The organism is Pseudomonas sp. VMV1, from assembly GCF_056790235.1.
Genome location: NZ_JBXGSE010000003.1, coordinates 761,297 through 775,178 on the forward strand (window position 1 = coordinate 761,297; position 13,882 = coordinate 775,178).

Sequence of the window (13,882 nt, forward strand, 5' to 3'; positions counted from 1 at the left end):
GCTTTGCATGTCTCTTCCATGAGTTCTCTTGGTCACTGATCTAGTGTCGTGGTGTGCTTTTCAGGCGGCTTTGGCGGTGGTCTTGGGTGCTGTTGCCAGGGCCTTGTCCAGCAGCGCGGAGACCTTGCTCGCGGAGGTCTGCCAGTTGAAGCGCTGGATATTGGCCAGGCCCTTGGTGCGCAGCGTGTTCCTGAGTTGCTCGTCCTGCAGGATGGTCCAGATCGCCGTGGTGATGCTGGAGGTCTCGTGGGGATCGAAGTAGAGCACGCTGTCCTGCAGCACCTCCGGCATGGAGGCGGTGTTGGCGGAGATCACCGGGCAGCCGCACGCCTGGGCTTCGAGGGGCGGGATGCCGAACCCCTCGTAGAGCGACGGGAAGACGAAGGCGGTGGCCTGGCGATACTGGCGAGCCAGTTCCGCGTCGTCGATGCGGCCGAGCAGCTTCACCCGAGGATCCTGGGCGGCCAGGGTCACCAGATCGCTCTGGCCGAACACGGCGTGGCTGTCACCCACGATGCGCAATTCGACGTTCAGATCCCGAGGCAGCGCGGCGAAGGCTTCCAGCATCCGCGAGAAATTCTTGTGGTAGCTGGGCGAGGACACCGCCAGCAAATAGGGGCGTTCTGCGCCAGCGACCCGATCTGCCAGGGTGAAGGCGTCGGCCACGGCGTTGGGCACGACCGTGATCGAGCTGCTCGGATAGCGATAGAAGCGCGAGATCTCGTCCCGGGAGAATTCGCTGACGGTGATCAGGGAGTTCGCCCGCTTGAGCAGCATGGGGATCAGGCAGCGATACGAGGTGCGAAATTTCCACGAATAGCTTTCGGGAAAGCGCACATAGTTGATGTCGTGGTGCGTGGCGATCTGGTTGGTGTAGAGCAGCGGCGCCGTGCTGCACAGCGACAGCAGCAGGGGGCTGCCCTGGCTTTTCAACCAGTTCGGCAAGTCCCATTGCTCCCAGCGCTGGCCCTGGCGAGTGCCAATGATTTCGATGTTCAGTCGCTTGGCCACGTCGGGCCTGACGACGCCGGGCGGCGCCACGAAGCGCAGGTCGGATCGCAGCTTCGCCAGCTCCAGCGATATGCATTCCGCGAAGCGCTGAACGCCGCGAAGATCCTGGGTGATGAAGCGGGAATTGACGATGATCATGATTCTGCCCGTTGCCGTGACCTGGGTGGATCAGTTGGAAAGCTGTGTATGAGGAACATGACGCGCCGCGGTCGAGCCATTCTGCGCCTCGCCCAGGACGCGCTCGAAGAGGCTCTGGTAACTGTCGAGCATGGTGTCCATGCTGAGCAGGTCAGCCACCGCGGTCCGGCTCAGCAGACTCAGTCGCTGCCGTAGCTCGGCATCGTCATGCAGGCGTTGCAGGGCACGTCCTAGGGAATCGCGGTCCTCGGCATTGCAGAGCAGGCCGTTCACGCCATCCCTGACGATCTCCGGCAGGCCGCCCATGCGGCTGGCGATGACCGGCTTCTGGAAGGCGCAGGCCTCGACGGCGACCATGCCGAAGGGCTCGGCCCATAGCGAAGGCGCCACGAAGACGTCGATCTCTCGATAGAAGTCCGCGGGCTTCTGATAGCCGACGAAGCTGACCTTCTGGGGATCGGCCATGGCTTTGAGCTGGGCTTCGTAATCCAGTTGGCCCTTGCCGGCGATGGTCAGGGTCGCGTTGAGCGACAGGCGCTGGAACTGCTCGATCAGCCAACCCACGCCCTTGTTTTCCGACAGCGTGCCCATGTAGCCGAAGCGGACGGCGCCGTCGGACCTGGCTGCCGGGATCTCCGCGGTGCTGCCGGCGATCAGGCTGCTGTTGTGGATGACCTGGCTCGGCACGCCGCGGAAGTACCCCTTGTTCAGGATGGTGTCCAGCAGGTAGCGGCTGACACCGACGACGGCATCCACCTTGGCGGAATGCTCGGCGTGGGGCCGGCGCAGGGCGGCACAGCTGCCACAGAGGTTCTGGCAGCTCTGGCCCTTCTTGAACAGGGTGTTCTTCGGGCACAGCAGATACATGTCGTGCAGCACCTGGACGATGGGGGTACCGCTGTCGCGAATCTCGTCCCAGGCCGCTACCGACCAGCCGGACAGGTTGTGGCACACCACCAGATCCGGTTTTTCCCGTTGCAGCACCTCGCGCAGGGGCGCGCGCATCGCGCTGTTGTACTGGTCGCGAAAGTGCCAGCCGAAGCGCGCCAGCGGACCGGGGCGCTGCTGGGTCAGGGGCCAGTAGAAATTCTTCAGCCCGGCGCGATAGACGCGAACGTCGTTCACCGTCTCCTGGTGCACACCCTGCTCGGGGCCGGTCACCAGCACGGCGACCTCGTGGCCGCGCTGCTGGAAGCCTTCCACGCTGCGTTGCAGGATGAGCTCTGCGCCTCCGCCCACATGGGGCGGATAGAAGCTGTTGAGAAAGAGCAGTTTCATAGTGGATAGCTGCGGTTTATACCCAGGGCCCCGGTTTCGCCGTCCTGGACCGCCTGCCGGATCAAGGCCAGACGCTGGCGGCTCTTGTCGTCGCGTGCGAACCACTTGAGCAGCGTGTGGAAGACGTAGCGGTTGAGGCTGTACATCGGCCGGGAGCTGGCCCAGACGTTCTTGTCGAACCAGGCCTGGTTACGGGCGGCGTAGTAGGCGCGGAAGTCCGAGCCGGCCTGCAGGTAGTTCTGGTAGACGTTGCTGGTGCCTTCCTTGATGTTCCACGAGTGCTCCAGCTCTTCGAGCTCCGCCTCGGTGACCATGAACAGCTTTCCGCCGGCCTGGGTGATGCGGTAGGTGTACTCGGTGTCGTCGGAGTAGAGCACCAGCTCGCGCAGCGGCAGGCCGATGCGCTCATAGAGGCTGCGGTGGGCCAGCATGCCGCCATAGGGCGCGAAGGGCAGCTCGACCAGGGCTTCCGGCTTGCCGCCGCGCGGACGACCCCAGGGCAGGCGGCGCCAGATCTTGTAGGGGATGCGGGCCACGTGGAAGCCGAAGTAGCTCGAACGCGGCTGGGTGATCATCCGGGTGGGAATGCACTGGGCGATGTCGGCCTGCTGGGTCGGCCGGTAGCCGAGCACGGCGACCTTGTCGCGGCCATGGACGGCCCCGAGTTCGTCGAGACGGCGATGCAGCACCTCGAGGGCATCGCCCAGGGGTGCGTTGTCGTCGTCCATCATCCAGATATGGGTGGTGTCGGTGGCCAGGGCGGCTTCCAGGGCCACGGCGTAACCGTTGGCGGACCCGGTGTTTTCGCTCAGGGCGATCACCTTGACCTGGCCGGGCCAGCGGGCTTCGAGGCTATCCAGGGATACCGTCGCCGCGTTGCTCACCACCACGACCTGGTGAATGGTGCGTTCGGCCAGGGCGCGGGTGACCAGCTGCTCCAGATAGCCGAGGCGATTGCCGTAGGTGACGGTAACGACCGTGGTTTTGCATTGCATGAAGAGACTCCTCCAAAGGGTCTTACAGTTCTTGGTCAGGCGCGCAACCGTTGGTTGACGGGAGTCGCTGCCGACAATTGATCAAGAGAAACGCTGACCCGTTGTTCGCGCTGCAGGATGCGGAGCAGGATGATTGCCCGCTCGTTACCGTCGGCGCTCAGGAAAACCGCGTCCATTTCCAGCGCCTGGCTGTACTGCACCCGCACGGTCTCGCCGGGCTGGTGGGTAGGAGCAGGCTCCGCCAGCGTGGCGAGCCGCTGGCGGATGTCGTCGATGATGCCTTCGCTCACGGCCGTCGGCTGAGTGCCGAAGCTGACGATCCGATTGACGCCGCGCGTCGAGCGGATGGGATACCAGTTGTCGTTCACATCGTTGAGCTGAATGAACAGATAACCCGGGAACAGCGACTCGCTGCCTGCCGCGCGACTTCTGCCCGACGCCTTGCGCTCGCGCTGGGGCCTGAAGCAGACATAGCCCTGTCTGCTCAGGTTTTCTTCAGCCCGGGCTTCCTGGTTGGGCTTGGTCTGCACCAGATACCAGTGACCGGTGGGATGGGCGAGCGTCATGGGGTGAGTTCCTTCTCTGGGAAGCAGTCAGTCGCGGCGGAGCGGCGGAGCGGCGGATCAGGTACGGGGGCCGTATTCGTAGTAGCCATAGGCGCCATCGTCCTCGATGGCCATCGACGCCTTGCGCTGAACCCCGTTGAGGATGGCGCCCTTGATGGTGATGCCGTTCTGGGCGAAGCGACGACGGGAGTTCTCCACGGCCTTGAGGGTGCTCTGGCCGAAACGGGTGACCAGCAGCGTGGTACCGGCCAGACGACCCACCAGGGCGGCATCGGTCACCGCCAGGATCGGCGGGGTATCGACGATCACCAGGTCATAGAGGCTGCCCACTTCGTCCAGCAGGCGGGAGAAGTTGGCATGCATCAGCAGCTCCGAGGGATTCGGCGCGGCCTGACCGCAGCCGATGACATCCAGCTGGGCGACACCGCTCGGCACGATGGTTTCGCGCAGCTTGCTGCGGCCGGTCAGCAGTTCGGACAGGCCGGCCTGGGGCTGCAGGCCGAACACGCGGTGCAGGTAGCCCTTGCGCATGTCGGCGTCGATCAGCAGTACGCGCTGACCCGACTGGGCGACTACCACGGCGAGGTTGCTGGAGACGAAGGATTTGCCGACGCCCGGGGTCGGGCTGGAAATCATGATCACCCGGTTCTTGGCTTCCAGCATGGCGAAGTGCAGGCTCGAACGCAGGCTGCGCAGGGATTCCACCGCCAGGTTGGCCGGTTGCACCACGCTCAGCAGATTGGGCTCGCCGGTGCGGGTCTTCTTCTTCAGGCGACGGTTCAGGCGCTCCTGGTCCTTGGTGAAGGGCAGGGTAGAGTAGACCGGCAGGCCGATCTGCTCGACGGTGTCGGGATTCTCGATGCCCTTCTGGAAGGCCTGGCGCACGAAGACCACCACGACGGACGTCACCAGGCCCAGCAGCAGCGACAGGATCAGCGCGATCTTGCGGTTGGTGGCCGGTTCGTCGAGGTTGACGTCGGCGTTGTCGACCAGGCGCACGTTGCCGATGGTGCCGGCGCGGATGATGTCCTGTTCCTGAGCCTGGTTGAGCAGCAGCTGATAGGTCTGGTTGGTGACCTTCATGTCGCGGTTCAGGCGCAGCAGTTCCTGCTGGGTGCTGGGCAGGGCTTCCACCTTGCGCTGCAGGCTGCGTTTTTCCACTTCCAGCTGGGCGAGCTGGTTCAGCAGGGTCTTGTAGCTGGGGTGATCGCGGGTATAGAGGCGATCGTATTCAGCCTGCTTGAGCTTGAGCTGGGAGATGGAGCTGTCGAGGGTGACGATCTTGTCCAGGACCGCCTTGGTTTCCAGGCTGATGTCCACGGAGCGGCTGTTGGTCTGATAGCTGTTCAGCGCCGCTTCGGCACTTTCCAGGTCCTTGCGTACCGCCGGCAGCTGGCCGCGCAGGAAGTCCAGGCGCTGCGCCGCTTCCGCCGAGCTGCGCTCGACGTTTTGCAGCACGTACAGGCGGCTGATCTCGGACAGGACGCTCTTGGCCAGTTCGGGATTCTCGTCCGCCAGGGACAGGTAGATGATGCCCGATTCCTTGCCCGCTTCGCTGGTCTTGATGCGGTTCTGATAGAGCTGGGCGGTGGTGATGACGCGGTTGCGGGTCACCTTGAATTCGGTGCCAGGACGCGCGGTCAGCGTCTTGATCTGCATGCGATAGCCGTTACCGCTGGCCATCTGGCCGACCTGGCCATCCAGCAGCGGCTGCTTGTCCTTGTCCAGCAGGCGATAGCGACCGTTGTTGCCGGCCACGACCGTCAGGGTCTCGCCGTACATGTCGTCCGGAACGTCGAACTGAAAGACGTCGATCTGCTCGCCGCCCCAGGCGAAACCGCGCAGCGGCGACCAGCTGTCCGCCAGTTGACCCGGCTTGTCGGCTTCGTAGGTCCGCCACAGGTAGTGGCCGATCAGTGGGAAGAAGCGCGGCTTGGCTTCGATATCCAGGCGCAGGTTCTCCACGGTCTTGGTCAGCACCGCGCGCGACTTCAGCAGCTCGATCTCGGCTACCGCCGGCGAGGCCGAGTTGGGGCGCACCACGGTCTCGGCAACCGCCGTGAGCGCATTCTTCTTGGGTTCGATCTGGATCATCGCCCCGGCGATGTACTGCGGGGTCGACAGCACGGCATAGGTGATGCCCACGGCCAGAAAGCCCGCGGTGATGCCCGCGATCAGCTTCTTGTGATCGAGAAGCGTGAGGGCCATCGTCTTGAGGTCCAGATGTTGTTCTTCGTGTTGTTCGAACGAAGAGCGCTGCATGGCGGTCATGGGGGATCCCTTCCTCTTAGCTGGATACGTCGCAGCCGGAAAACTGCTATGGGTAAGTTCAGTAGGTGACGCGTTTGGGGGCGAAGCGTCGCCCGATGTTCACAGTGATGTTGCACACCGCTCGAAGCAGCGCCTTGACCTTCTGGGTCGGCGGAATCGAGGACAGTGAAAGACTCAGAACCTGGCGCAGGAAGAAGATGTGCAGGTCTCTGTCGCCGAGGCGGTAGTAGTAGTTGGCGAGGCAGTACTGGGTGTGGAGATCCATCTGCAGGCGCTTCTGGCTGGCGCGCATGGAGAAGATGCCACCCTCGTGCACGCGGTAGGCGGCCGGACGGATCTCGTCCATGAACTTGCCCTTGCCATGGGCGCCCAGCAGCGACCACCAGACGATGTCCATGAGCGCGGCGGTTTCCAGTTCCGGCGGCAGTCCCCGCAGGACATTGCGGAAGCAGGCGGTCAGGGTGGACAGCGGCAGGGCCTGCTTCAGCTCGGTCTCGCTACGGTCGTAGTGATCCTGGCCATCGAAGCGCTGCGGATTGACGATGCCCTTGCTGTTGAAGGCATAGGAGGCATGGAAGGTCAGGGCGTAGTCCCGATTGTTTTCCAGGAAATCCACCTGCAGCTGCAGCTTGCGCGGGTCGTTCCAGTAGTCGTCGCCTTCGCAGTAGGCGATGTAGTCGCCGCGGGCGTGCTGGAAGACCGGCATGCCGTAGGGCTTGCCCAGGCTGTACTGGTTTTCCTGTTGCAGGATCAGGCGGATCAGTTTGGGGTAACGGCTCTCGTAGTCCTTGAGAACGTCCCGGGTACCATCGGTCGAGGCGTCATCGTTGATGATGATCTCGAAGGGGAAATTGGTCTGTTGCCGCAGGAAGCCATCGATGGCCTGGGCGATGTAGTCACGATGGTTGAAGGTCAGGCAGACGACGCTGACGACTGGCCGACTGGAGTCGGTAGGCCAGTTCTTCATGATCTCTGCTTCGGTCCGAGCGTCCATGTCAGATACCTGCTTTGTAGAGTTGGGAAAACAGGCGCGTACGGGTCTGTTTCGGGGAACAGAGCACGTAGCTCAGCGCCATCAGCACCAGGGTCAGTCCGCCGCCCAGGGCAAGGGTGGCCAGGATGGAAAACCGCTCCTGCGGTTGAATCTGTTGGTACAGCAGCTTGCTCAGGCCCACGCCGATGGCGGTCACCACCACGGCTACCAGCAGATCCTGGTTCCAGTAGCGCTGCAGATTCGGCGCGAAGCGACCGTGCACGATCATCGGCCAGATCACGAAGGGGATCAGGCGCATGAAGAACCAGGCCAGCGCCGCGCCATAGGCGCCGTAATGCAGGACCACCAGAATCACGATGGGCACGGAGATGGCCGCGGAGACCAGGCTGTACCAGACGTGCAGGCGCAACTTGCCGTAGGCGTACTGCAGGTAGAACTGGAACTGACTGAGGGCGAGCAGGGCGGAGCCCAAGGCGTACCAGAACAGGATCGGCTCGCTCCAGTGGGCGGAGACCTTGTCACCGGTCCAGGCAAAGACCAGCGCCTCGCCGTGGAAGGCCACCATGGCCGCCAGGGGCAGCAGGATGCCGAAGGCAAAGCGTGCCGCGTTGCGATAGAGCCTTTCCAGTTCGAGCGGTTTCTCCTGGGATACCAGTACCGTCATGCGTGGCAGCAGCGCCTGCACCAACGGGTTGGTCAGGGTGACGATGCCGGTGGAGATCAGCGCCACCAGGCTGAAGTAGCCGTATTCGGACAGCGGCAGGGCCTTGGACAGCACCAGCTTGTCGAGCTGGGTCAGGGCGATCCACAGAATAGAGGTGAAGGACATGCTCAGCGCGAAGGGCACGATGGGCTTCACGCGTTGCCAGTCGAAACCGCTCCACCAGGTGGGGTTGGGCAGCAGGCGATAGGCTTTGAGCGCATAGACCAGCATCTCAAAGACGGCGACGAAGGCCTGGAACACAAAGAAGTCCAGGGGCTCCTGGGAAATCCACATCACCAGGATCAGGCCGCCGAAGTAGCGCACCGTGGCGATCAGCACGTTGACCAGATTCAGCCAGCCGTGCAGCTCGACACCCTGGACGCCGCTCTTGTACAGCGTCGACAGCAGGCGAAAGGCGATCATCAGCCCCATCAGGCCAATGCAGTGGGCCACGGTTTCCGTGGGCAGGCCCTGGACATTGAGCCAATGGGCCGCCATCCAGTTGGAATTCAGCTCGATGGCGACGAAGGCCAGGGTCGCCAGAGGAATGAAGACGAATTCCAGCGAGCGCAGCAGCTGGCCGCGGGTACCCGCCGCGCCCGTCTGGCCACGGCCGTGGGCGACGTCGCGGACCAGCGAGGCGGAAATGCCAACGTCGAGCAATTGTAGCCAGGTCTGCAGCACGGCGAAGAAGCCGATCAGACCGTAGGTTTCGGCACCCAGATGACCGAGATACATCGGCTGGATCAAGATGCCGATCAGCAGCGCATAGGCTTGGCCGGCATAGTTGATCAGGGTGTTACGCAACACCGACACTTTCGCGGGACTGGTCATGAGAGATAGCGGGCCAGGATCAAGTTAGAACAGGGGAGGAGTCGCCGGGAAAATCCCAGCTCGGCAGCAGCTGTGCCGGTGTAATGAGTGCCCGCAGCGATTCCAGGCTGGTCTTTTTCTGCTGTGCCGACAGCAGGGTCTCGAGCAGCAGGTCCTGAGTCGTCTGGGGCAGGTCCGGATAGATGGGCACGCAGAGGATGCGCTGGCTCAGCTTGCGCGAGACCGGCTTGATCGCCTGGGGCTGCAGATAATCCAGGGTTTCCAGGGACGGATAGAAATAGCGCCGGGGATTGATGCCGACGGCGTTCAGGGCTTTCTTGGTGTCCAGCAGGCTCGGCTCGTCGCGCAGGGCCACCGGGAAGTAGCTGTAGTTCAGCTGGCTGCCGTAGGTGGGGCGCTGCAGGTCGAACGCGCCTTGCAGGCGGCGCTCATAGTGCTGGCCGATGACGGCACGCCGGGCCAGGATGTCTTCCAGCTCGTCCAGGATGCACAGCCCCATGGCCGCGGACACCTCGTTGAGCTTGGCGTTGATACCCACGCCCTCGATGCGCTCGGCATCGACGATGCCGAAGTTGATCATGCGCCGGACGCGCTCGGCGAGCTCGTCGTTTTCGGTGATGATCGCCCCGCCTTCGATGGTGTGGAACAGCTTGGTGGCGTGGAAGCTGACGGTGGAGATGTCGCCCCACTCCAGCACGGAGCGACCTTCGTAGAGGGTGCCAAAGGCATGGGCACCGTCATAGATGACCTTCAGGCCGTGGCGATTGGCGACCTGTTGCAGCCCACGGACATCGCAGGGGTTGCCGAACACGTGGGTGGCGACGATGGCCGAGGTATCGGACTCGATGGCCGCTTCGACGTTGGCCGGATCCAGGTTCCAGGTCTCCGGGTGGATGTCGGCGAAGACCGGCCGGATCCCCTCCCAGTGCAGGGTACTGGTGGTGGCGACGAAGCTGAAGGGCGTGGTGATGGCGCTGCCGGACAGGCCCAGGGCGCGGTAGGCGACCTGCAGGGCCAGGGTACCGTTGTTGACCAGGATAATGTTTCTGACCCCTAGATAATCGCGCAGGCGCTCTTCGAGCTGGGCGTGCAGAGGGCCTTGATTGGTTATCCAGTTGTTGGCGTAGATCTTGTCGATATACGCCTTGAAGCGTTCCTTGTCGCCCAGATAGGGCTTGGTCACATTGATCATGATCCGGTACCTGCTTATCGAGTCCTTGATACGTGTCGGTTCGGTCAAGCGTGTTCGGCGACTGCGTCGGCCGGTTGCCGGCGCGAGAGGCCAGGCCTGTCCAGACGATTGAGTACCGAGTCGAGCGCCTCGCGACTGGCATCGTTGTGGAACTGCCAGACACCGTAGATGCGCCCGGAAAAGGACGCCTCGCTACCCAGTCGGGGATCAACCGCCAGACCTGAGCCCAGACCGAAGAGGTGCAATCCCTTGAGTCGCTGGCCGTGCTGGTCCAGCGGGCAGCCGGCCGCATCGGAATCCAGGCCACCGCGCAGGGTGCGCAGGGTCAGGGGACGTCCGTCCTGGCTACGCAGCTCGGGCACTATGGGTTGATAGCCCATGCCCTGTACCAGCAGGGCGGCGCTGTCGAACAGCGACTGGGCGCTGGCCAGGCGTTTGGCGCTGCCATCGAGCTGCAGGGCCCTGACCTTGACCGGCGTACCGCCGATGGACTGTCCGGCAAGCACCTGGCGGCCGATCTCGTGGGCCCGGTAGCGCAATCCACCCGAGCGGTTGACTCGCTGGGAAACGGGGCAGATGTCCTGCACCGGATCGAAGTCGTAGCCTGCGGCCACCGCTTCGGCGGCAGTCTCGTAGAACAGCCGGATCGGCGAACGATGGATCAGGGTCAATTCGCGCAGGCCGTCGTGGTGCAGGGCACTGGCGAGATTGTCCAGGGCGGAAAAGGCACTGTGGGAGCCGCCGACCACGCAGATGGGGCCGCCGTCCTTGAGACGCGCGCGGTAACGCTGACGCAGGGCCTCGGGTTGCAGACGCAGCAGGCTGTCGGAGCTGTCGATCGAGGCACTCTGGGGCAGTTGCAGGCCCAGGGCCTGGGTGCTTTCTTCGAAGCTGCGCCGCGTCTGTTCGCCGCCCAGGTTCAGCACCAGGCTGGAGGTGCGAACGCGACGGATGGCACCCGCCTGCTCGAGCCAGACCACATAGCCCGATTCTTCGCAGGTGACTTCGGTGATGCGGGTCTGGCGCCAGGTGGGAATGCCGTATTGGCGTTCGAGCCATGGCAGGACCAGGCCGGCAGCCTGCTGGAAGAGCTGGCCGACGATGGGCAGCGCAGGCGCTTCCTGGGCATTCAGCTTGAGATGGCGAAAGGTCGGTGAGGCCTGCAGCGGCGCCAGGATGGGGGCCAGCAGGGGATCGCGCAGACAGTCGAGAAAGACGTCGCTCACCGAGTTGGCGATGATCTGGTAGTCACCTAGCTTGCCGGCACCCAGTTCGGTTCCGGCATCGACGATGATGGTGCCTGCCCGGGCGAGCTGCTCTATCGCGCCGCGCTTGATGGCGTTGAACAGGAATCCAAGACCAGCCGGACCTGCGCCACCAATTAGACATCCTAATGTCGATTCCGATAGATCATTCCTTGCCATCGGGCTTTCCTCTGTGTGCGCGACCAGGGCGCGGTTGAAGTAGTTAACGCTGGATCTTGCAGTGCCCGGCAGTAATCAAAAGATGCAAGCGGTAGTTTCAACCTTTATTGGTTGAGTGACCGTCTGATGAACGTCGGTCGGTACCGGCTATAGTTATTGTCCGCAACTGATCAAAGGTTTTACCGAGACCCGGAAAAAGCGCAGGCAAGTGCCCGTCAGCCTGTTTCGGGTGCGGCTGAAGTTGCGTTACTGAGGGGTTTGAAACGCGTTCGGATGACATCCATGTATTCCTGCGGGTAATTGCTTGCACGGCCATCGTCCTTTGTTCATCGCCTGGGCATGGCTACCGCACAGGTTGCCGTGTATTCATTGGCAGCCGGTCCTTTTTTGACATGGCTACCGCACGGGTTTGCACCTGGACGGGATGAACAGAGGGCTTGTTTACCGATATCAAGGCCTGACAACGCAGAAAACAGGAACTTGAGCAGCCATCGGCGAGGCGCAGAGGAGGGGAGGTAATGCTGTCTTCCCTGACCTTTACGGCATCAGGCTCAGCGCGCAATCCCAGCGCTACTTCGAGCCAGGAGCAATGATTGTCAAAAGGGTTTGGACTGTCAACGCGAGGGCCGGTGAAGGAAATTGATCAGCGAGACGGTGATCGCAGCCTTTGTCTTGAGCTAATCGAGAGGCAAATGAGGCGTGCTTGGCAAAATTTCGCGAGGCCAAGCCTTATTTGGTGAAGGGCATCGCAAAGCGCCGGCCCCTGTTGGCAATAAGTGTGACGAATAATTTGGCGATTGGTTAACGAAATCGCCGAATCAAGCAGACGGCTGGAAGGGTATGAACGGTCACCCTTCGCGGCTAAGGTCCGACTTAATCCTGAATGTCCGCCGACCAGGTCGCCAGTACGGCCGGTAGCTCGCTCAAGGTGCGGATTTCCGCATCCGGTTTGCCGGGGCCTTGCCAGGGCTTTTGCAGGGGATTGAACCAGACGGCGCGAATGCCGGCGCGCTGCGCGCCTTCGACGTCGTCCACCGGGTTGTCGCCCACGTGCACGGTGGCGGCTGCCGGAATGCCGGTGAGGCGCAGGGCTTCACGGAAGGGGGCCGGGTCGGGTTTGCCGATACCCAGCTGCTCGGCATTCACGGCGAAGCGGAAGTAATCGGCCAGACCGATGGTCTGCACATCTGCATTGCCGTTGGTCAGCACGCCGAGGGTATAGCGGTCGGCGAGCTGCTCCAGGGTGGGGTGGACGTCTTCGAACAGGGTGACCTGCTGGCGCGCCGCAAGATAGACCGCAAACCCGGCCTCGCCCAATTGGCCGGCCTCGGGTTCGACGTAGCCGGCATCGAGCAGCGCCTGGTGGATGACGCGACGCCGCAGTTCACTGACGCGATGCTTCAAGCCGGCATCCTGCTGCAGCAGGTGATCGCGAATCGCCCAGAGGTGCTCGACCGGAACGCTGCCCAGCCGCGGCGCGGAGGTGGCGAACCAGTCGCGCAGCAGGGCTTCGGCGGAATGAATGACGGGCGCGATTTCCCAGAGGGTGTCGTCGAGGTCGAAGGTTACGAGGCGAATCGTCATCGGCTGGCCTTACGCTTGGCGCGGGGATGCGCCTTGTCATAGACCTCGGCGAGCTGACCGAAGTCCAGGTGGGTGTAGATCTGGGTGGTGGCGATGTCGGCATGGCCAAGCAGCTCCTGCACCGCGCGCAGGTCACCGGAGGCACTGAGCATGTGGCTGGCGAAGCTGTGCCTGAGCATGTGCGGATGCAGATGCTGGCCCAGCTCGCGGACACCCGCCTCGCGCACGCGCAGCTGTACCGCTCGCGGTGTCAGACGCAGGCCGCGCTGGCCAATGAACAGGGCATCGTCACGCGGCGCGGCCTGGGGGCGTACCTTGAGCCAGGTCTCCAGGGCGTCGCGGGCCTTGCTGCCGATGGGTAGCACCCGCTCCTTGTTGCCCTTGCCGCGGACCTGAACCAGCCCCTGGGCCAGATCCAGGTCGTTCAGGTCCAGGCCCACCAGTTCGGACAGGCGCAGCCCGGAACTGTAGAAGAGCTCCAGCAGGGCCTGATCGCGCAGGGCGAGGAAGTCGTCCTCCACGGCGCCGTCGAGCAGTTGCATGGAGCGGTCGACGTCGAGCACCTTGGGCAGGGCCTTCTGCGCCTTGGGCGGCGATAGCCCATGGGCAGGATCCTGACTGCAGAAGCCTTCGCGGATCAGGTAGAGATAGAAGCCGCGACAGGCGGAAAGCAGCCGTGCCAGGCTGCGACTGGAAGCACCGGCCCGGTGCAGCTGGGCGATCAGGGCCCGCAGTCGGCGGCTGTCTAGGCCGCCCCAGTCCGCCAGGCCTTCCGCCTCGGCGAAGGCCAGCAGCTTGCGCAGGTCGCGACGGTAGCCATCGAGGGTATGGGGCGAAACCTGGCGTTCCAGGCGCAGATGATCGAGATAGGCGTCGAGCTGGACCTGCATGC

At 63.3% G+C, this 13,882-nt stretch carries 11 protein-coding genes; all 11 read right to left on the minus strand.

Going from position 1 to position 13,882, the window contains the following annotated elements:
* Positions 1-60: 60 nt before the first annotated feature.
* The 11 genes from ACUCV0_RS13580 to xerC all read right to left on the minus strand — a co-directional run bounded on the left by ACUCV0_RS13580 (position 61) and on the right by xerC (position 13,880).
* Positions 61-1,149, minus strand: coding sequence for a glycosyltransferase family 4 protein (locus ACUCV0_RS13580; RefSeq protein ID WP_482212916.1), 1,089 nt, complete (start codon positions 1,147-1,149; stop codon positions 61-63).
* Between the two features lie 30 nt (positions 1,150-1,179).
* Complete coding sequence (locus ACUCV0_RS13585; protein WP_482212917.1) at positions 1,180-2,427, minus strand: glycosyltransferase family 4 protein; 1,248 nt, start codon at positions 2,425-2,427, stop codon at positions 1,180-1,182.
* Positions 2,424-3,422: a glycosyltransferase gene (locus ACUCV0_RS13590; protein WP_059316589.1), complete on the minus strand. Its 999-nt coding sequence runs from the start codon at positions 3,420-3,422 to the stop codon at positions 2,424-2,426. Before ACUCV0_RS13590 ends, ACUCV0_RS13585 begins: the two co-directional genes overlap by 4 nt.
* Positions 3,423-3,457: 35 nt before the next feature.
* A complete protein-coding gene (gene rfaH / locus ACUCV0_RS13595) occupies positions 3,458-3,988 on the minus strand; it encodes a transcription/translation regulatory transformer protein RfaH (RefSeq protein ID WP_059316588.1) in 531 nt (176 codons plus the stop codon).
* A 57-nt stretch (positions 3,989-4,045) separates the two neighbouring features.
* On the minus strand, positions 4,046-6,259 hold the full coding sequence (locus ACUCV0_RS13600) for a polysaccharide biosynthesis tyrosine autokinase (RefSeq protein ID WP_323148933.1): 2,214 nt from the start codon (positions 6,257-6,259) through the stop codon (positions 4,046-4,048).
* 58 nt (positions 6,260-6,317) lie between these two features.
* Positions 6,318-7,253 carry a glycosyltransferase family 2 protein gene (locus ACUCV0_RS13605; protein WP_313648280.1) on the minus strand — a complete coding sequence of 312 codons (936 nt, stop codon included), beginning with the start codon at positions 7,251-7,253 and terminating at the stop codon, positions 6,318-6,320.
* A 1-nt stretch (position 7,254) separates the two neighbouring features.
* A complete protein-coding gene (locus tag ACUCV0_RS13610) occupies positions 7,255-8,790 on the minus strand; it encodes a lipopolysaccharide biosynthesis protein (RefSeq protein ID WP_323148934.1) in 1,536 nt (511 codons plus the stop codon).
* A 19-nt stretch (positions 8,791-8,809) separates the two neighbouring features.
* Positions 8,810-9,982, minus strand: a complete 1,173-nt coding sequence (locus ACUCV0_RS13615; protein WP_059316584.1) for a DegT/DnrJ/EryC1/StrS family aminotransferase — start codon at positions 9,980-9,982, stop codon at positions 8,810-8,812.
* A gap of 44 nt (positions 9,983-10,026) precedes the next feature.
* The gene (locus ACUCV0_RS13620; protein WP_323148935.1) at positions 10,027-11,406 is read right to left on the minus strand and encodes a pyridine nucleotide-disulfide oxidoreductase; all 1,380 of its coding nucleotides are present in this window, start codon (positions 11,404-11,406) and stop codon (positions 10,027-10,029) included.
* 873 nt (positions 11,407-12,279) lie between these two features.
* Entirely contained in the window at positions 12,280-12,990 is a 711-nt protein-coding gene (locus ACUCV0_RS13625) for an HAD family hydrolase (RefSeq protein ID WP_271653338.1), read from the minus strand.
* A complete protein-coding gene (gene xerC, locus ACUCV0_RS13630; protein WP_271653337.1) occupies positions 12,987-13,880 on the minus strand; it encodes a tyrosine recombinase XerC in 894 nt (297 codons plus the stop codon). The genes ACUCV0_RS13625 and xerC overlap by 4 nt, the downstream gene beginning before the upstream one ends.
* Positions 13,881-13,882: the final 2 nt, after the last annotated feature.